An 18,462-nucleotide genomic window follows, 5' to 3' on the forward strand; every position below is an offset into this window, starting at 1 on the left:
GGGCTCGGCCGTGCTGGTGGTGGGCTCCTGGTGGATCGCCCGGCAGCGGCTGGACAGGCGCCGCGGGATGCAGTGGGACCGCGCCTGGGCCGAGTTCGACGCCCGCCGTGGCCAGCCGCACACGTGACTCCCGGACGGCGACACTGCGCGCAGGGGGTCGAACGGACCTGGAGGGCGGGCCCGTTCGGCCCTCCTGGCGCCCCTGCCGGCGGTGGTTGTATGAAAACGGCGGAAAGGACCGCACACGGACGCGGAGCAGCGGCGCTGGACACCGCTCACCGCGCAATCGGGATCCGCGAGAAGCGGATGGTCCTCTCCGCCGTCCTCATGCCCGGATGTCTTCGTGCCCGGGCACACGGCGCCGAGACGGGCGGGTCGGGCGTCAGTTCCCTTCCTGCTTGCGCCGGTCCTGGGCCTGGGTGGCGATGACGGCGGCCTGGATGCGCCGCTCCACACCGAGCTTGGCCAGCAGCCGCGAGATGTGGTTCTTGACCGTCTTCTCGGCGAGGTAGAGCCGCTGGCCGATCTGGCGGTTGGTCAGCCCCTCCCCGATCAGGGCCAGGATCTCCCGCTCCCGGGCGGTCAGGCCAGGAAGCGCGTCCGGCTCCTCTTCCTTCTGCTGTCCGCCGCGCAGCCGGGCCATCAGCCGGGTGGTGGCGCTGGGGTCGAGCAGCGACTGGCCCGCGGCGACCGTCCGGACCGCGGTCACCAGGTCGGAGCCCTGGATCTGCTTCAGCACGTACCCCGACGCCCCGGCCATGATCGAGTCCAGCAGGGCCTCCTCGTCGTCGAACGAGGTCAGCATCAGACAGGCCAGGTCGGGCATCTGCGAGCGCAGCTCCCGGCACACGGTCACGCCGTCGCCGTCCGGCAGGCGGACGTCGAGCACCGCCACCTGCGGGCGCAGCGCGGGGACGCGGACGAGGGCCTGCTCGACCGTGGCGGCCTCGCCCACCACGGTGATGTCCGGCTCGTCGTTCAGCAGGTCGTGCACCCCGCGCCGTACCACCTCGTGGTCGTCCAGCAGGAAGACCCGGATCGGTTCGCCGGTACCGGGCCGCTGACTGTCCGCCATCAAATGCTCCTCTGTCGCATGGCCGTTCGATGCGCCCTCGTGGACGCGATCGGCTTCCCTGCGAGATCCTCGCTGTTTCCGGGCCCCAGGGCCAGGGCCTCTCGACCCCGATCACCACGGTCCCCCGCGGGACGGGGCGGGGACGACGGCGGTGAACCCACCATCACGTACGCGGATGAAGTCACGGACGCCGTTGCCGCATAAGCTCGTGTCCGGCAACGCCCCGAGCCGTTGCCCCGTCGTTGCCTGGCAGACTTGGAGAAGAGAGTGAACAGGGTGTTTTCGCAGGTCAACGGGACGACCAGGACTGCGGGGTAGAGCTCAAGTGCACATCGTCATCATGGGCTGCGGGAGAGTGGGCTCCGCTCTCGCCCAGACCCTGGAGCAACAGGGGCACACGGTCGCAGTCATCGACCACGACCCCACGGCGTTCCGGCGGCTCGGCTCCGGTTTCGGCGGTCGTCGTGTCACCGGAGTCGGCTTCGACCAGGACACCCTGCGCGAGGCGGGCATCGAGGAGGCGGGCGCCTTCGCCGCGGTCTCCAGCGGCGACAACTCCAACATCATCGCCGCGCGCGTGGCCCGCGAGATGTTCGGCATCGAGAACGTCGCGGCCCGGATCTACGACCCCCGGCGCGCCGAGGTCTACCAGCGCCTGGGCATCCCGACGGTGGCCACGGTCCGCTGGACGGCGGACCAGATGCTGCGCCGCCTGCTGCCCTCCGGCGCGGAGCCGCTGTGGCGCGATCCCACCGGTGGTGTCCAGCTGGCCGAGGTGCACGCCTCGACCGCCTGGGTCGGCCACAAGATCAGCAAGATGCAGGAGGAGACGGGCGTCCGGGTGGCGTTCCTGACCCGCCTCGGCGAGGCGATCCTGCCCACCTCGCAGACCGTCCTCCAGGAGGGCGATCTGGTCCACGTGATGATGCGTACGGACGACATCGAGAAGGTCGAGGCGTCCTTCGCCGAGGGCCCCGAAGAGGAGGGCGGTCACTGATGAGGGTCGCCATTGCCGGTGCCGGCGCGGTCGGTCGCTCGATCGCGGGCGAACTGCTGGAGAACGGCCACGAGGTCCTTCTCGTCGACAAGGCGCCGACCGCCATCTCGGTCGAGCGCGTCCCGCAGGCGGAGTGGCTGCTCGCCGACGCCTGCGAGATCACCTCCCTGGACGAGGCCGCGCTCCAGCGCTGCAACGTCGTGATCGCCGCGACCGGCGACGACAAGGTCAACCTGGTCGTCTCCCTGCTGGCGAAGACGGAGTACGGCGTCCCGCGGGTCGTCGCCCGGGTGAACAACCCGAAGAACGAGTGGCTGTTCAACGAGTCCTGGGGCGTGGACGTCGCCGTCTCCACCCCGCGTCTGATGTCCGCCCTGGTCGAGGAGGCGGTGAGCGTCGGCGACCTGGTCCGCCTGCTCCGCTTCAGCCACGGCGACGCGAACCTGGTCGAGCTGACCCTGCCGGAGGAGTCGGCGCTGGCCGGCACGACGGTCGGCGACGTGGAGTGGCCCGAGGACACCTCCCTGGTCACCATCATCCGCGGCACCCGCGTCCTCACCCCGTCCCGGGACGACTCCCTGGAGGCGGGCGACGAGCTGCTGTTCGTGGCCGCCCAGGCCCGCGAGGAACAGCTGGAGGACCTGCTGTCGGTCCGCAAGGAGGAAGCCTCCTAAGCCGTACGACGACGGAGGGCGCCCTGCACACGCAGGGCGCCCTCCGTCGTCGTGGAGCGATCTATGCCTCGCGCCGGTGCCGCCCGCCCGCGGCCTCGGTGTCCCCGCGCTCCGCGGCCTCCGCGGCCTGCGCGGCCTTGCGCTCCTCCTCGGCCTCCATCTCCGCGAACACGTCGATGGGAGCCGGTGCCTTCGCGAGGAAGACCCAGGTGAGCCAGACGGCGAGCAGGAAGGGCGGGATCTTCAGGGCGACCAGGACCCAGCCGAGCTGCGCGGTGTCGGCCCACCAGTACAGCGGGAAGAGGATCGCGCACTTGGCGAGGAGGATGCCGCCCCAGGCGTAACTGGCCTTGGCATACGCCTTCTTGCGGCCCGGGTTGCGGGTCCGCCAGGAGAGGTTCTCCTTGAACACCGGGCCGAGGATGAGCCCCATCAGCGGCACACCCGCGAGCGTGGTGATGACGTACGCGAGGCCCAGGCCCAGGGTGTACAGCATGCCGGGCAGGTAGAAGTTCTTGGCGTTGCCCGTCATCATCGCGAAGACGACACCGAAGGCGACGCCGAAGACACCGCTGAAGGCGTGCTTGACGGTGTCCCGCATGACCAGGCGGACCACGACCAGCAGCAGGGACACCGCGAGCGCGGCGATCGCCGACAGGTGCAGGTCCTTGTTGATCGTGAAGATCGTGACGAAGAGCAGCCCTGGCAGGACCGTCTCGACCATGCCCCGGACGCCGCCGAACGCCTCGAACAGGGCGGCCTCGGTCACCGCCCGTGCGTCGTCGGCCTGAGTGTCTTCGGTCGGCTTGTCGAGGGACGTCACCGGCTACTCCCGTCCGAGGGGTCGGAGTTCGTATTTCGGATTGAACAGCACCCGGCGGCCCCGGCTCATCGAGATCCGCCCGGAGGCGATCAGCTTGCGCCCGGGCTCTATCCCGACGATGGAACGCCGGCCGAGCCACACCACGTCCAGGGCGGCGGAGCCGTCGAACAGCTCGGCCTCCAGGGCCGGGACGCCCGCGCGCGGACGCAGGGTGACCGTGCGCAAGGTACCAGTAACGGTCACGATCTGGCGGTCGTGGCAGTCGCCGATCCGGGTGCACCCGGTGGTCGCGGTGTCCTCCCGCAGCTCCTCGGACTCCAGGTCCTCCTGCGACGAGGAGAGCCGGTCGAGCATGCGCCGGAACCGGCCCACCGGCTTCTCGGGACGAGGAACAGCACTCATATCCGAAAGCGTACCGGGGTGCGCCGACAGCGTTGTACCCGCAGCACTAGCGTTCGAACCGGTATCCCATGCCCGGTTCCGTGACGAAGTGCTTGGGGTGCGAGGGATCCGCCTCCAGCTTCCGCCGCAGCTGGGCCATGTAGACCCGCAGGTAGTTCGTCTCCGTCCCGTACGAGGGCCCCCAGACCTCCTGCAGGAGCTGCCGCTGGCTGACGAGCCGGCCCGTGTTGCGCACGAGCACCTCCAGCAGGTGCCACTCGGTCGGGGTGAGACGCACGTCCCTGCCGTGCTTCCGGACCTTCTTGGCGGCCAGGTCGACGGTGAACTCGTCGGTCTCCACCAGGACGTCGTCGTCCTCGCCGCCCCCGGTGGGCTCGGCACGGCGCACGGCGGCCCGCAGCCGGGCGAGCAGCTCGTCCATCCCGAAGGGCTTGGTGACGTAGTCGTCGGCGCCCGCGTCCAGGGCCTCGACCTTCTCGTCGGAGGAGTGCCGGGCGGACAGCACGAGGATCGGCACCCGGGTCCAGCCGCGCAGCCCCCTGATCACCTCGACGCCGTCCATGTCGGGCAGGCCCAGGTCGAGGACGACCACGTCGGGGTGGCGGGCGGCGGCCAGCCGGAGGGCGGTGGCGCCGTCGTGCGCCGCGTCCACCTCGTACTTGCGCGCCTTGAGGTTGATCACGAGGGCGCGCACGATCTGCGGCTCGTCGTCGACGACCAACACCCTGGTCATGTGGCCTGCCTTTCGGGTTCTGCCGGTGCGAGGGGGTCCACGAGGAGCTCCGTGTGCGAGTCCGCCGCGCGGAGCGTCAGCACCATGGTGAGACCGCCGCCGGGCGTGTCCTCGGCGTTGAGGGTGCCGTTCATGGCCTCCGCGAAGCCCCGGGCCACCGCGAGCCCGAGCCCCACGCCGGCACCGCGCGGGGCGTCGCCGTAGCGCTGGAAGGGCGCGAAGATGCGCTCCTTGGCCTCGTCCGGGACGCCGGGGCCCCGGTCCACGACCCGCACCTCGACCCGGTCGGCGATGGCGCTGGCGGAGACCCGGACGGGACGGCCGGGCGGGCTGTACTTGACGGCGTTCTCGACCAGGTTGGCCACCGACCGCTCCAGCAGTCCCGGGTCGACGGCGACCATGGGCAGGGTCTCCGGCACGTCCAGCTCCACGCTGCCGTCGGGCACCCCGCCGAGCGCCATCGGCACGACCTCGTCGAGGTCGATCTCCCGGATGATCGCGGTGACCGTGCCGGTCTGCAGGCGGGACATGTCCAGCAGGTTGCCCACGAGGTGGTCCAGCCGGTCGGCGCCCTCCTCGATGCCCTCCAGGAGCTCGGCCTGGTCCTCCTCGGACCACGCCACGTCGTCGGACCTGAGCGACGAGACGGCCGCCTTGATCCCGGCGAGCGGGGTCCGCAGATCGTGCGAGACGGCCGCGAGGAGGGCCGTGCGGATGCGGTTGCCCTCGGCCATCGCGCGGGCCCGGTCGGCCTCCTCCTGGAGCCTGCGGCGGTCCAGGACGACGGCGGCCTGCGCGGCGAAGGCGGCGAGCACCCGGCGGTCCTCGGCGGGCAGCACCCGGCCGGTGAGCGCGAGCGCCATGTGGTCCCCCACCGGCATGTCGACGTCGGCGTCCTCGGGCCGCTCCACGGGCCGTCCCAGCCCCGCCCGGCCCGCGCAGGTCCATGGCTCGACGTCGCTCTCCCGCTCCAGCAGGGCCGCCGACTCCATGCCGAAGGTCTCCCGGACGCGTTCCAGGAGCTCCTCCAGGCGGGTCTCGCCTCGCAGCACGTTCCCGGCGAGGAAGGAAAGGATCTCCGACTCGGCGCGCAACCGGGCCGCCTGGTGGGTCCTCCTGGCCGCGAGGTCGACGACCGAGGCCACCGAGATGCCGACCCCCACGAAGATCACGATGGCGACGATGTTCTTGGGGTCGGAGATGGTCCAGCGGTGCAGGGGCGGTGTGTAGAAGTAGTTCAGCAGCAGCGAGCCGACCGCGGCCGACGCCAGCGCGGGGAAGAGTCCGCCGAGCAGGGCCGCAGCGACCACGACCGCCAGGAACAGCAGCATGTCGTTGGCGAGGCCGAGGTCGACGGTGGTCAGGAGGAGTGTCAGGACCGCGGGGCCGGCGATGCCGACCAGCCAGCCCCACAGGATCCGGGCCCGCCCCAGCCGCGCGCTGCGCGCGACGGGCAGTCCGCGCCCCTTGGCGGCCTCCTCGTGGGTGACGATGTGCACGTCGAGGTCGGGCCCGGACTCGCGGGCCACGGTCGCGCCGACGCCGGGTCCGAAGACGTACTGCCAGGTCTTGCGGCGGGAGGAGCCGAGGACGATCTGGGTGGCGTTGACCCCGCGCGCGAAGTCGAGCAGCGCGGCGGGTATGTCGTCGCCGACGACGTGGTGAAAGGTTCCGCCGAGGTCCTCGACGAGGGTCCGCTGGACGGCGAGTTCCTTGGGCGAGGCCGAGGTCAGACCGTCGCTGCGGGCTATGTAGACGGCGAGCACCTCACCGCCGGCGCCCTTCTCGGCCAGCCGCGCCGCGCGCCGGATGAGGGTCCGCCCCTCCGGTCCCCCGGTCAGCCCGACGACGATCCGCTCCCGGGATCCCCAGATCTTCGAGACCCGGTGCTCGCTGCGGTACTGCTTGAGGTACTCGTCGACCCGGTCGGCCACCCACAGCAGCGCCAGCTCCCGCAGGGCGGTGAGGTTGCCGGGCCGGAAGTAGTTGGACAGGGCCGCGTCGACCTTGTCGGGCTGGTAGATGTTGCCGTGCGCCATCCGCCGCCGCAGCGCCTGGGGCGACATGTCGACGAGCTCGATCTGATCGGCCCGCCGTACGACCTCGTCGGGCACGGTCTCGCGCTGCCGCACCCCGGTGATCGACTCGACGACGTCACCGAGCGACTCCAGATGCTGGATGTTGACGGTGGAGACCACGTCGATCCCGGCCGCGAGCAGTTCCTCCACGTCCTGCCAGCGCTTGGCGTTGCGCGAGCCCGGAACATTGGTGTGCGCGAGTTCGTCCACCAGGGCGACGGCGGGGGCCCTGCGCAGCACGGCGTCGACGTCCATCTCGGTGAAGACGGAGCCCCGGTACTCGATCTCGCGGCGCGGGATCTCCTCCAGCCCGTGCAGCATCACCTCGGTACGCGGCCGCCCGTGATGCTCGACGAACCCCACGGCACAGTCGGTCCCCCGCTCGATCCTGCGGTGCGCCTCGGACAGCATCGCGTACGTCTTCCCGACGCCCGGTGCCGCACCGAGATAGATCCGAAGCTTGCCGCGTCCCATGGGTCCATTGTCTTCCGCTCACCACTGCCCAGCAGCGACGACCTTACGTCCGCCACCCCCTCCGGCAAGGACCGGAAGCCCCGTAGGGACGCTCTTTGACGCAACCCTGACGCGAGGAGTGACGGGGGTCTCGTGGACTGCCGCAACCCCGTTCCCCACGCCGACACAAGCCCCGGCGCCCCGGAACGCGTGCAGAACAGAACCCAGAGGCCAGGATCCGGTGTCCCCAGCGACAACCGCCCAAGGGCACCTCACCCCGTCACGATCTCCCCGTCCCCCAGCTCCAGCACCCGGTCCGCCAAGTCCAGCAGTGTCGCGTCGTGGGTCGCCACCAGCGCGGTGACGTTCTCACTGTGGACGACGGCCCGCAGCAGCTCCATCACGGCGTGACCGGTCTCCGCGTCCAGCTGGCCCGTCGGCTCGTCGGCGACGAGGAGCGCGGGGTTGTTGGCCAGCGCGCGGGCGATGGCGACACGTTGCTGCTGCCCGCCGGAGAGCTCGCCGGGCCGCTGCTTCGCGTGGTCCGCGAGGCCGACCAGGGCCAGCAGCAGCTCGACACGCTCCTCACGCGCGCGTGCGTCCATCCGCCGCAACCGCATCGGCACGCCCACGTTCTCGGCGGCCGTGAGGATCGGGATGAGCCCGAAGGACTGGAAGACGAAGCCGATGCGGTCCCGGCGCAGCGCCAGCAGCCCGTCCTCGTCCAGCCCCGCCAGGTCCACCCCGTCGAGTTCGACCCGCCCCCGGTCGGGCCGGTCGAGCCCGCCGACGATGTTGAGGAGCGTGGTCTTCCCGGAGCCCGAACGCCCCTTGAGCGCGACGAGTTCACCGCGCGGCACCTCGAAGGAGACCCCGCGCAGTGCGTGCACCGCAGCGGCCCCCTCCCCGAACGACCTGTGGATGTCCTCGACCCTCACCATGGTCTCGGTGACCACCTGAGTCATGCGTCCTCCCCCGTGAACCCCTGAACCCGTGAACCCCTGAACCCGCGCAACGCGTGGAACCGGGCGCCAGTATCACCGTCCGGCGCCCGGCCCTTCAACGGTTTCAGCCCGGGTTGTCCCCGTGTGTGAGGGTCTCCCACGCCACGAAGAGGTTGTTGCTCCCCGCCGGACGGTTCCGCTCGGTCAGCGCCTGCGTGTTAGTCATGGCCATGCCAAGCCTGTTGTGCAACGCGTTGTACCCGACCTCCGTCACCGGCCCGAGCCCGAGCTTCAGCGACCCCCCGCACAGCCAGCTCGGCACGGCCGTCCCCAGCTCGTACCTGGCCTGGAAGCCCAGCGCCTGCCGCAGCCGCTCCCCCACGTCCGTGCCGTACAGGTCCTGCCCCTGGATCCGGCTCGTCTCGGCGACGTGCGAGATCGCGGAGATGCCGTACCCCGTGTGCGTGAAGTCCCGGCAGGTCTCCTGGGTGAGCCCGGTGACGAAGGTGGACTGTCCCTGCCAGTAACCGACGATCTTGTCCCGGGTGTTCAGGTTCTGGCTGGGCACGGTCTTCGGCAGATCACCGTCGGAGTCCAGGTAGACGTAGGCGGCGGTCCGGGTGCGGAACTTCGCCATGGCCTTGTCGTACGACGTCCTGTCCTCCAGGAAGACGGAGATGCCGACGGCCGCCTCCATCATCGACAGCTCCCAGTTCCCGTTGGAGTTGGAGCCGTTGATGACCTCCGGCAGATAGACGTCGCGGAGCATGGTCGCGAAGCGCCCGGAGTTCGCCCAGCTCCCGCCGTACGTGTACTTGATGATCTCGGCGGCCCGGGGCCACGAGGAGCCGGCCCAGCCGGTCTGGAGGGGCGCGTTGCTGTTGGTGTGGTCCGTGATCACCGCCGACCAGGCGTCCATGAGCTGGATGGCCTTCCGGGCGTAGCGCTCGTCCCGGGTGACGTACCACGCGAGGGCGTCGGTGTAGGCGGCGATCGCGTCCTCGCGCTCGTCGGTGCAGCCGTAGTTGGGGTTCGAGTACGACCCGCACTCGACGACCGCCCGCGGCCTGGGCGTGCGGTTCAGGTCGGCGTACTTGCTCGCCAGCATCGCGTCGAAGGCACCCTTCCAGGGCTGGGCACCCGCGTTGACCTTGCTGCGGGCGAAGTCCAACTGCCCCTGGGAGACGGTGACTCCGGGATGGACGAAGGTGGCGGGAGCGGCGGGCGCCGCGTCGGCGGGCACGGCGAGCGCGCCGGCGGCGAGGGCCGCGACGGCGGCCAGGAGAGCGGTTCTGCGCATGCGTGGGGGGCCTTCCGTTCTCGTATGTGAACACGAAGCGCCTCTATGAACAGACGCGTTGAGCCGAGAAGGTAGGTACAGACCAATCCGCCGTCAAGGTCCCGCGCACGAAAAAGCCCCCGCGAACACGCGGGGGCACGGAAAAGGGCCGCACCCCGACGGGATACGGCCCTGAACGTCGTACGGCTACCGGACCTCGGTGATCTCCGGTCCGCGCTGGAGCTGACCCATGCCGCCGGAGAAGCGGGAGCCCTCGTCCTGCTGCTGGACGCCCTCGGGAACCATCTGGGCGTCGTTCGGCAGCTTGAGGACGATCGGGTCGCGGGGCGCCATCGGGCCCTCGCCGCGGACCACGACCGTGTCCCGGAAGATCTGCTCCAGGAGCCCGGCCGCCTGCGGCTGCACCGCGCCCTGGCCCGAGATCACACCGCGCAGGAACCAGCGCGGGCCGTCCACACCCACGAACCGCACGACCTGGAAGCCGCCCGTGCCGTCCGGCAGCTGCACCGGCACCTGGGCGCGCAGCTCCCAGCCCAGCGGGCCCTCGACCTCGTCGATGATGCCGCCCTGCTGGGTGATGCCGGAGCCGATCTCCTCGCGCACCTCGCCCCAGATGCCCTCACGCTTGGGAGCGGCGAAGGCCTGGAGCTGGATGGCGCTGTCGCGCAGCACGACGGTGGCCGCGACGATGGCGTCGCCCGCGACCTCGACCCGCAGCTCCATGCCGTCGACGCCCGGCACGAAGAGTCCGCCCAGGTCGACCCGGCCCTCGGCGGGGTCGCGCACCTCGGTGCTGTCCCAGGGCCCGTCGGGCCGCGGCTCCGGCTCCAGCCGTACGCGCTCGCGCTCCACGTCGTCCGCCTCAGTGTCGACGCTGTCGACGACCTGCTCGGCCTCGCCGGCCGCGTCCTCGGCGGCACCCTTCTTGTTGCGACGTCCGAACACGTCACTGTCCTTCCCGGTCGGATACGACCGATGCGTATCGATTCCCACCCGTTGTGCCGCCCACGGCGGCCTCAGCGTCTGTATCGCCCCCGTCGCCCACGGCGGCGTGACCGCCGGTGGACCCGAAGCCCCCCTCGGCCCGCGCCGACTCGGGAAGCTCCGCGACCTCCTGGAAGCGGACCCTCTCGACCTGCTGGACGACGAGTTGGGCAATCCGGTCGAAACGCTCGAACCGCACCGACTCGTGCGGGTCGAGATTCACCACGATCACCTTGATCTCCCCACGGTACCCGGCATCAACCGTCCCCGGGGCATTCACGAGAGCGACACCGCAGCGTGCGGCGAGACCGGATCGCGGGTGCACGAAGGCCGCGTACCCCTCAGGGAGCGCCACGGACACCCCCGTGGGCAGCACGGCCCGCTCCCCGGGCTTCAGTTCACGGCTCTCGGTGGTCCGCAGATCGGCCCCCGCGTCACCGGGGTGCGCGTACGACGGAAGCGGTACGTCGGGGTCGACGCGCCGGATCAGCACGTTCAGGGGGTCACGGCTCACGGGTTCACCTCGAAGGCACGGGCACGCCGGACCTGGTCCGGGTCGTCCATGGCGGCCCGGATCTCCTCCGGGCGGCCGTTGTCGATGAAGTGGTCGACCTTCACCTCGACGAACAGGGCGTCCGCGCGCACCGCGACAGGTCCCTCGGGGCCGCCGATGCGGCCGGTGGCGGTCGAGTAGATCTTCCGGCCGGCCACCGCCGTCACCTCGGCCTCCAGGTACAGCACCGTGCCGACGGGCACCGGCCGTACGAAGTCGGTCTCCAGGCGTCCGGTCACCGCGATCGTGCGCAGCAGCCAGTTGAGCGAGCCCAGGGTCTCGTCGAGTGCGGTCGCGAGCACACCGCCGTGCGCGAGGCCGGGGGCGCCCTGATGGGCGGGCCGCACGGTGAACTCGGCGGTGACCGAGACCCCCTCGCCGGCCCGCGCCTCCAGGTGCAGACCGTGGGGCTGTTCGCCGCCGCAGCCGAAGCACTGGCCGTAGTGCGCGCCGAGCAGCTCACCGGGCGCGGGGGCGTCCGGGTGTCGCACGGGCTGCGACGCGTCGGCGGGGGGCTGAAGAGCCGGGGAAGTACCACTCACAGGCGCAGACCTTACCCGCGCGTCGGCCCGGTCAGGACACCGTGCCAAGCTTGGTTTCATGCAGCCCTCCGCCGTCCCGTACGACGAACGCCTCACCGCCCCCCGCTCCTGGTGGCTGATCTCCTTCCTGGTCGGGGTCTCCTTCGCGCTGATCCTGCTGCCCTTCGGCACGCTTCCGCTGCTCGGCGGCCTGGTCGGCGGCACCGCCGCGGCCGCGGTGGTGGCGAGTTCCTACGGCTCGATGCGCATCCGGATCGTGGGTGACTCGCTGATCGCGGGCGAGGCCAAGATCCCGGTGTCGGCCCTGGGCGAGGCGGAGATCCTGGACCCGGAGGAGGCCCGGGCCTGGCGGACGTACAAGGCCGACACCCGCGCGTTCCTGCTGCTGCGCGCCTACATCCCGAGGGCGCTGAAGGTGGAGGTCGTCGATCCGGACGACCCGACGCCCTACCTGTACCTGTCGACGCGCGAGCCGGAGCGGCTGGCCGAGGCGCTGAAGACGGCCCGCGCGACCGCCGCCTAGAACGTTCGTGCACGGCTTCACCCGACCGAACGGGCGGTGGGGCCCGGACTTCTCACACGGAAGTCTTACTTCTCCAGTTCCAGCGCGTTCGCCGGGACCTCCAGGGCCGGCAGCGCGGGGAGCCGGTCCCAGGGCACCTGGGACCTGCGCAGGTCCTTGCGGATCCGGTCGGCGAGTCTTCTGGTGTCCCTGCGGTTCATGACCGCCCCGACGGCGGCGCCGACCAGGAACGGCAGGAGGTTCGGCAGGTCGCGGATCATCCGCTTCATGATCTGCTGACGCAGCTGCTGCTTCATCGGACTGTTGAGCGCGGTGCTCACCGTCGACGGCTTCTTCACGTCGATCCCGCGCTCTCCCGACCAGGAGTTCAGATACGCGGTGCTGCGTTCCTTGATGGTGCCGGGCGGCCGTACGCCGTAGACCTCGTGGAGTTCCGCGATCAGCTTCAGCTCGATCGCGGCCACGCCGGTGATCTCGGCGGCGAGCTCGGTCGGCATGGCGGGCGGCACGGGAAGCATCGCCGCGGCACCGATCCCCGCTCCGACGGTCGCCGTGGCGCTCGCGGCGCCCATGACGAGCTTGTCCGCGATCTCCTCGGGTCCGAGACCGGGAAACTGGCGGCGGAGGGTCGCGAGGTCGCGTACGGGGATACGCGGGGCTATCTCGATGATCCGGTCGGCGAGGTACGCCAGGCCCGCCCTGGCCCGGCTGCCGCCCTTGCGGGCCCCTTCCCGGGCCCTGTCCCGGATCGCCGCCACCCGTCTGGCGACGGGAGCGGGCGTCCTGGTCGAACCGGCCTGGGCCGGGAGGTGGTCCCGGTCGGCCACCGGTTCGAGCGAGGCTCCCGGTCCGGAAGAGCCCCGCTCGTCGTCACGCGCGCCGTGGGGGCCGTCGGACGGCCCCTGGTCCGCTCCCCGCCAGGGAGAGCGGCGCTTCCAAGGAGGGGTCGAGCCAGTCATGCCCGACCCGCCCTCAGTCGCAGTCGCGGCAGATCGGCTGGCCGTTCTTCTCCCGGGCCAGCTGGCTGCGGTGGTGCACCAGGAAGCAGCTCATGCAGGTGAACTCGTCCTGCTGCTTGGGCAGCACCCGGACGGCCAGCTCCTCGTTCGAGAGGTCCGCTCCGGGCAGTTCCAGGCCTTCAGCGGCCTCGAACTCGTCGACGTCCACTGCGGAGGTCGACTTGTCGTTCCTACGCGCCTTGAGCTCTTCAAGGCTGTCCGAGTCGACGTCGTCGTCGGTCTTGCGTGGGGTGTCGTAATCCGTTGCCATGTCGCTCTCCCCCTCTGGGTGTCTGCGGTGTCTCCAGCGCACGTAACGCGTGAGAGGCCGGACTTGTGCCCGACCTGAGGCGGAGATTTTGCCTCACATCAAGGTCTGTTACTCAATCGACACCCAACCGGACTCCTCTTGAGTGATCGGGTTGGATGGCGATCGGGACCGTACACGGTCCGAATCCCGCACTTCAAAGGCGTCTCACCGTGTACTTCCCGTGATCAGGACCTGTGAAAACCCGGATTTTCCCGGCTTTCCGACAACGCACATGATCACGGAGAGTGGATGTCCGGAAATTCTCCCTTGTGATCGATCACACAGAGGGCAGTCTTCGAAGTGCCCAGAAAATTCCGCGCAAAGCGAACATCCCTGTGTATCGGTCTCGGTGCGGGGGTCATGATCTCAGACCGGAAGGGTGACTCGCATCACCAGCCCACCCCCTTCGCGCGGCTGAGCGACGATGTGCCCGCCGTGCGCCCGCGCCACGGACCGCACGATCGACAGCCCGAGACCGACGCCCTTGTCGCTGCCGGTGCGGTCGGCGCCACGCAGCCGCTTGAAGGGCTCGAAGAGATTGTCGACCTCGTACGCCGGCACGACGGGGCCGGTGTTGGTCACCGTGAGCACGGCCTGGCCGTGCTGGACCTCGGTGGTCACCTCGACCCAGCCGCCCTCGGGCACGTTGTAGCGCACGGCGTTCTGCACCAGGTTCAGGGCGATCCGCTCCAGCAGGACGCCGTTGCCCTGGACGACCGCCGACTTCTGTTCGCCGCGGATGGCCACGCCCTTGGCCTCGGCCTCGCCGTGCACCTGGTCGATCGCCTGTCCGGCGACCTCGGCGAGGTCCACGGGCTTGCGCTCGACGATCTGGTTGTCGCTGCGGGCGAGCAGCAGCAGCCCCTCCACGAGCTGCTCACTGCGCTCGTTGGTGGCCAGCAGGGTCTTGCCGAGCTGCCGGAGCTCCACCGGCGCTCCCGGATCGGACAGGTGCACCTCCAGGAGCGTGCGGTTGATCGCCAGGGGCGTCCGCAGCTCGTGCGAGGCGTTGCCGACGAAACGCTGCTGGGCCGTGAAGGCCCGCTCCAGGCGCTCCAGCATGTCGTCGAAGGTGTCGGCCAGCTCCTTGAGCTCGTCGTCCGGTCCGTCCAGCTCGATCCGGCGGGACAGGTCCGAGCCCGCCACCGCGCGCGCGGTGCGCAGGATCCGGCCCAGCGGGGACAGGACACGTCCCGCCATCGCGTAGCCGAAGGCGAAGGCGATGATCGCGAGGCCCAGCAGGGCCAGCAGCGAGCGGCTGAGGAGGCTGTCCAGGGCGTGCTGGCGCTGGTCGTTGACACAGCTGTCCATCGCCTTGTTCATGACGTCGGGCGAGACACCCGAGGGCAGGTTGCAGATGTCGCTGGCGACGCTGCCCTGGGTGATCTTGAAGGGCAGCTCACTGCCGACGTTCAGGGCCTGGGCGGCGATCAGGTAGATGATCGACAACAGCAGGATGCCCGCGATCAGGAACATTCCGCCGTACAGCAGCGTGAGCCTTATGCGGATGGTCGGTCGCAGCCACGGCAGCGGCGGTGCCGGCCGCCTGGGGTCCCAGGTGGGCTTCGGGGGCGCCTGGGGAGGCGCGGGAGACGAGGCCACGGCCATCAGATCCGGTAGCCCGAGCCGGGAACGGTGACGATCACCGGGGGTTCGCCCAGCTTGCGGCGCAGGGTCATGACGGTCACCCGCACGACGTTGGTGAAGGGGTCGGTGTTCTCGTCCCACGCCTTCTCCAGGAGCTGCTCCGCGGAGACGACGGCTCCCTCTGAGCGCATCAGCACCTCCAGGACGGCGAACTCCTTGGGAGCGAGCTGGACTTCCTTGCCGTCGCGGAACACCTCGCGGCGGTTGGGGTCGAGCTTGATCCCGGCGCGCTCCAGGACCGGCGGCAGCGGCACGCTGGTGCGCCGGCCGAGGGCACGCACGCGTGCCGTCAGCTCGCTGAACGCGAAGGGCTTGGGCAGGTAGTCGTCGGCGCCGATCTCCAGGCCCTCGACGCGGTCGCTGACGTCCCCGGAGGCCGTCAGCATCAGCACGCGGGTGGGCATGCCGAGTTCGACGATCTTGCGGCAGACGTCGTCGCCGTGGACCAGGGGGAGGTCGCGGTCGAGGACGACCACGTCGTAGTCGTTGACGCCGATGCGTTCCAGAGCGGCCGCACCGTCGTACACGACGTCGACGGCCATGGCCTCCCGGCGCAGTCCGGTGGCCACCGCATCGGCGAGCAGCTGCTCGTCCTCGACGACGAGTACGCGCACGTCGCTTGTCCTTCCTGTGTCCACCCGCGTAGCGCGCTTCGGGCACACGCGGGCAGGGATCCGGGTGGGTGTTGGTCTCCATCCTGCCCTTTTCGGCCATAAGTCGGCTGTAAGGCGGGTGAGGGGCATCTGAAAGACGGGTGGGAGAGCGGGAATGCGGGATTTTCTCGCGCGGTTGAGGTTTCCGTCGGAACGAGCGGGGGGAGGACGGCTTTACACCCCGCGATCACGCTCTGCATGTGCCGTACCACCATGCGGCACGGCACTGTCCGCGCTTCCGCAGAGCGGGCGTGGGTGTCCGGCACCGTCGCCGCCCGGCCTGGGCAGCGCTGGGCACCCGCAAGAGACGTGATCGCCCCTTCCGATAGGCACACCCCCGTGCCACCGACCCACGACCCAGGACGAGGGGGCGCAGCATGGACGCATTCACCGCAGGACTTCTGCAGCGCATAAGGGCGACCGAGACCGACCTGACGCGGGCCCTCGACGAGGGCGACGACTTCCTCGTCGAGGTGGAGCAGGGCGAGCTCGACGACCTGCGCCGCCTCGCGGCCGAACACGGTGTGGAGGTCAGCGCCTAGCGTCTGATCGGCTTCGCGGCACGACAGCGGGCCCCCGGCGAATCCAGCGCCGGGGGCCCGCTGCGTCGGTGTCCGGGCCCGTTCACCTGGTGTTCGCCCGGAGTCGGCCCGTCAGTCGTGCCAGGCGCCGAAGTCCTCCAGGAGCTGCTGGAGGGGCTCGAAGACCCCCGGGGTGCCCGCGACCGTGAGGGCCGGGTTGGGGCGCTCTCCGGGGCGCCCACCGGTCAGGGCGCCCGCTTCCCGGGCGACGAGGTCGCCCGCCCCGTAGTCCCAGGCGTTCAGACCCCGCTCGTAGTAGCCGTCCAGGCGGCCCGCCGCCAGGTCGCACAGGTCGATGGCCGCCGAGCCGCCGCGGCGGATGTCGCGCAGGAGGGGGATCAGCTTCGCGGCCACCTCGGCCTGGTGGGTGCGGACCTCGGTGACGTAGTTGAAGCCGGTCGACACCAGGGCCTGCGCCAGCGGCGGTGCCGGGCGGCAGGCCAGCCTGCGCTCGCCCTCCCACGCGCCCGTGGCCCAGGCGCCCGCACCGCGGACCGCGTGGTACGTCTCGCCGCGCATCGGCGCCGCGACGACCCCGACGACGGTCTCGCCGTCCTGCTCGGCGGCGATGGACACGGACCAGGTCGGCAGCCCGTAGAGGTAGTTGACCGTGCCGTCCAGGGGGTCGACGACCCAGCGGACGCCGCTGGTGCCCTCGGTGGAGGCGCCCTCCTCGCCGAGGAAGCCGTCGTCGGGGCGTTGCTCGGAGATCAGGTCCGTGATCAGCTTCTCCGCCGCGATGTCCATCTCGGTCACCACGTCGATGGGGCTGGACTTGGTCCTGGCTACCTCGAGGTCGGCCGGGCGGCCGTCGCGCAGCAGGCTGCCGGCGCGACGGGCGGCCTCCTGGGCCAGCCGCAGCAGTTCCGCGTGCAGGGGGTCGGTCACGGGGCTCCTCACTCGTACGGGCTGTCGACGCCCGCGGCGGCGGGCTTGGGGGCGCGGGCCGGGCAGCAGCCGACCGGGCAGACGTCGTGGCCGGCCCCGAGTGCGCCGAGGACGCAGGGCGTGACCTCCTGTCCGCGCTCGACGGCGGCCCGCTCCAGGACCAGGTCGCGGACGGCCGCGGCGAAACGGGGGTCGTCGCCGACGGTCGCCGAGCGGCGCATCGGCAGGCCGAGCTCCTCCGCCTTGGCCTTGGCCTCCGTGTCGAGGTCGTAGAGGACCTCCATGTGGTCGGAGACGAACCCGATGGGCGCGATCACCACGGCGGGGACGCCAGCGGCATGGCGCTCCTCCAGGTGGTCGCAGATGTCGGGCTCCAGCCACGGGATGTGCGGGGCCCCGGACCGGGACTGGTAGACGAGCTGCCAGGGATGGTCGACGCCGGTGCGCTCGCGGACCGCGTCGGCGATCAACCGCGCGACCTCCAGATGCTGCGCCACGTACGCGCCGCCCTCGCCGTGGCCCTCGACCGGTCCCGAGGTGTCCGCCGAGGCGGTCGGGATCGAGTGGGTCGAGAAGGCGATGTGGGCCCCGTCGCGCACCTCCTCGGGGAGCTCGGCGAGGGAGGCGAGCACCCCGTCGACCATGGGCTCCACGAAGCCGGGGTGGTTGAAGTAGTGCCGCAGCTTGTCGATCCTCGGCAGCTCCAGGCCCTCGGCCTCCAGGGCGGCCAGTGACTCGGCGAGGTTCTCGCGGTACTGGCGGCAGCCCGAGTAGGAGGCGTAGGCGCTGGTGGCGAGGACCAGGATGCGGCGGTGTCCGTCGGCGACCATCTCGCGCAGGGTGTCGGTGAGATAGGGGGCCCAGTTGCGGTTGCCCCAGTGGACCGGCAGGTCCAGGCCGTGGTCCGCGAAGTCCTTGCGCAGGGCCTGCAGCAGGGCGCGGTTCTGGTCGTTGATGGGGCTGACCCCGCCGAACAGGAAGTAGTGCTGGCCGACTTCCTTCAGGCGTTCCTTGGGGATGCCGCGCCCGCGCGTCACGTTCTCCAGGAACGGGACCACGTCGTCCGGGCCCTCGGGGCCTCCGAACGAGAGCAGGAGCAGGGCGTCGTAGGGGGTGGCGTCGAGCGCGTTACGCATGGGTCGATCCTGTCATCCGGTACTGACAGCCGGGAAACGGCGGGGTGGCCGACCGGGTTCCCGGGCCGTCCGGACGGGTGCGTTAGGGTCACCTCACTCGTAAGCTGTACGAGCTGCATTCACGCCTTACCTCGCCGACGGCATCCACCGCCGCCCCCGCCCGACCGG

The 18,462-nt window shown here is 70.8% G+C and carries 20 protein-coding genes and 1 pseudogene; 5 read left to right on the forward strand and 16 right to left on the reverse strand.

What is annotated here, in order from left to right; translation table 11 throughout:
- Window positions 1-382 precede the first annotated feature (382 nt).
- Window positions 383-1,075 (reverse strand): response regulator transcription factor, encoded by a 693-nt coding sequence (locus EHS43_RS15800; protein WP_125191408.1) that lies wholly within the window; start codon window positions 1,073-1,075, stop codon window positions 383-385.
- Window positions 1,076-1,400: 325 nt separating this feature from the next.
- Here EHS43_RS15800 and EHS43_RS15805 point away from each other — a divergent pair, with 325 nt between their 5' ends.
- Both EHS43_RS15805 and EHS43_RS15810 read left to right on the forward strand, forming a co-directional pair.
- Window positions 1,401-2,072, forward strand: coding sequence for a TrkA family potassium uptake protein (locus EHS43_RS15805; RefSeq protein WP_125191409.1), 672 nt, complete (start codon window positions 1,401-1,403; stop codon window positions 2,070-2,072).
- The gene (locus tag EHS43_RS15810; protein ID WP_125191410.1) at window positions 2,072-2,746 is read left to right on the forward strand and encodes a TrkA family potassium uptake protein; all 675 of its coding nucleotides are present in this window, start codon (window positions 2,072-2,074) and stop codon (window positions 2,744-2,746) included. Before EHS43_RS15805 ends, EHS43_RS15810 begins: the two co-directional genes overlap by 1 nt.
- 61 nt (window positions 2,747-2,807) lie before the next feature.
- On the opposite strand, the gene EHS43_RS15815 is transcribed toward EHS43_RS15810, so the two are convergent.
- The 9 genes and pseudogenes from EHS43_RS15815 to EHS43_RS48925 form a co-directional block, all read right to left on the reverse strand.
- Window positions 2,808-3,569, reverse strand: a complete 762-nt coding sequence (locus tag EHS43_RS15815) for a DUF3159 domain-containing protein (protein ID WP_125191411.1) — start codon at window positions 3,567-3,569, stop codon at window positions 2,808-2,810.
- A gap of 3 nt (window positions 3,570-3,572) precedes the next feature.
- Complete coding sequence (locus EHS43_RS15820) at window positions 3,573-3,971, reverse strand: OB-fold nucleic acid binding domain-containing protein (protein WP_125191412.1); 399 nt, start codon at window positions 3,969-3,971, stop codon at window positions 3,573-3,575.
- A gap of 46 nt (window positions 3,972-4,017) precedes the next feature.
- Entirely contained in the window at window positions 4,018-4,704 is a 687-nt protein-coding gene (locus EHS43_RS15825; protein ID WP_125191413.1) for a response regulator, read from the reverse strand.
- On the reverse strand, window positions 4,701-7,256 hold the full coding sequence (locus EHS43_RS15830; RefSeq protein WP_125191414.1) for a sensor histidine kinase KdpD: 2,556 nt from the start codon (window positions 7,254-7,256) through the stop codon (window positions 4,701-4,703). The genes EHS43_RS15825 and EHS43_RS15830 overlap by 4 nt, the downstream gene beginning before the upstream one ends.
- Before the next feature lie 251 nt (window positions 7,257-7,507).
- The gene (locus tag EHS43_RS15835; RefSeq protein ID WP_125191415.1) at window positions 7,508-8,200 is read right to left on the reverse strand and encodes an ABC transporter ATP-binding protein; all 693 of its coding nucleotides are present in this window, start codon (window positions 8,198-8,200) and stop codon (window positions 7,508-7,510) included.
- A 103-nt stretch (window positions 8,201-8,303) separates the two neighbouring features.
- Window positions 8,304-9,479 carry an alginate lyase family protein gene (locus tag EHS43_RS15840; RefSeq protein WP_125191416.1) on the reverse strand — a complete coding sequence of 392 codons (1,176 nt, stop codon included), beginning with the start codon at window positions 9,477-9,479 and terminating at the stop codon, window positions 8,304-8,306.
- A gap of 186 nt (window positions 9,480-9,665) precedes the next feature.
- A complete protein-coding gene (locus EHS43_RS15845; protein ID WP_125191417.1) occupies window positions 9,666-10,424 on the reverse strand; it encodes a DUF3710 domain-containing protein in 759 nt (252 codons plus the stop codon).
- Between the two features lies 1 nt (window position 10,425).
- Window positions 10,426-10,977, reverse strand: a complete 552-nt coding sequence (gene dut, locus EHS43_RS15850) for a dUTP diphosphatase (RefSeq protein WP_125191418.1) — start codon at window positions 10,975-10,977, stop codon at window positions 10,426-10,428.
- Window positions 10,974-11,324, reverse strand: a pseudogene (locus tag EHS43_RS48925) (PaaI family thioesterase); the annotation flags it as partial. The gene dut and the pseudogene EHS43_RS48925, both read right to left, overlap by 4 nt.
- Between EHS43_RS48925 and EHS43_RS48930 the strand changes: the two are divergent.
- Together EHS43_RS48930 and EHS43_RS15860 are read left to right on the forward strand one after the other, a co-directional pair.
- On the forward strand, window positions 11,303-11,368 hold the full coding sequence (locus EHS43_RS48930) for a hypothetical protein (protein WP_369009045.1): 66 nt from the start codon (window positions 11,303-11,305) through the stop codon (window positions 11,366-11,368). The pseudogene EHS43_RS48925 and the gene EHS43_RS48930 sit on opposite strands and share 22 nt — an antisense overlap.
- 248 nt (window positions 11,369-11,616) lie before the next feature.
- Complete coding sequence (locus EHS43_RS15860; RefSeq protein WP_125191420.1) at window positions 11,617-12,081, forward strand: DUF3093 domain-containing protein; 465 nt, start codon at window positions 11,617-11,619, stop codon at window positions 12,079-12,081.
- A 65-nt stretch (window positions 12,082-12,146) separates the two neighbouring features.
- Here the strand turns inward: EHS43_RS15860 and EHS43_RS15865 are convergent, their stop codons facing one another.
- From EHS43_RS15865 to EHS43_RS15880, 4 genes are all read right to left on the reverse strand, one after another.
- On the reverse strand, window positions 12,147-13,040 hold the full coding sequence (locus EHS43_RS15865) for a hypothetical protein (RefSeq protein ID WP_125191421.1): 894 nt from the start codon (window positions 13,038-13,040) through the stop codon (window positions 12,147-12,149).
- Between the two features lie 13 nt (window positions 13,041-13,053).
- A complete protein-coding gene (locus tag EHS43_RS15870; RefSeq protein ID WP_005481602.1) occupies window positions 13,054-13,350 on the reverse strand; it encodes a DUF4193 domain-containing protein in 297 nt (98 codons plus the stop codon).
- A 405-nt stretch (window positions 13,351-13,755) separates the two neighbouring features.
- The gene (locus tag EHS43_RS15875) at window positions 13,756-14,991 is read right to left on the reverse strand and encodes a HAMP domain-containing sensor histidine kinase (RefSeq protein ID WP_125191422.1); all 1,236 of its coding nucleotides are present in this window, start codon (window positions 14,989-14,991) and stop codon (window positions 13,756-13,758) included.
- A 5-nt stretch (window positions 14,992-14,996) separates the two neighbouring features.
- On the reverse strand, window positions 14,997-15,650 hold the full coding sequence (locus EHS43_RS15880; protein ID WP_007385219.1) for a response regulator transcription factor: 654 nt from the start codon (window positions 15,648-15,650) through the stop codon (window positions 14,997-14,999).
- Window positions 15,651-16,066: 416 nt separating this feature from the next.
- Here EHS43_RS15880 and EHS43_RS46465 point away from each other — a divergent pair, with 416 nt between their 5' ends.
- Window positions 16,067-16,231, forward strand: a complete 165-nt coding sequence (locus tag EHS43_RS46465; RefSeq protein ID WP_185806268.1) for a hypothetical protein — start codon at window positions 16,067-16,069, stop codon at window positions 16,229-16,231.
- Window positions 16,232-16,342: 111 nt separating this feature from the next.
- Here EHS43_RS46465 and EHS43_RS15885 read toward each other — a convergent pair whose 3' ends face one another.
- Both EHS43_RS15885 and EHS43_RS15890 read right to left on the reverse strand, forming a co-directional pair.
- A complete protein-coding gene (locus EHS43_RS15885) occupies window positions 16,343-17,158 on the reverse strand; it encodes an inositol monophosphatase family protein (RefSeq protein ID WP_125191423.1) in 816 nt (271 codons plus the stop codon).
- Window positions 17,159-17,166: 8 nt separating this feature from the next.
- On the reverse strand, window positions 17,167-18,294 hold the full coding sequence (locus EHS43_RS15890; protein WP_125191424.1) for a ferrochelatase: 1,128 nt from the start codon (window positions 18,292-18,294) through the stop codon (window positions 17,167-17,169).
- Window positions 18,295-18,462: the final 168 nt, after the last annotated feature.

This window comes from Streptomyces sp. RP5T, assembly GCF_003933965.1.
In the GTDB taxonomy this organism is placed as follows: domain Bacteria; phylum Actinomycetota; class Actinomycetes; order Streptomycetales; family Streptomycetaceae; genus Streptomyces.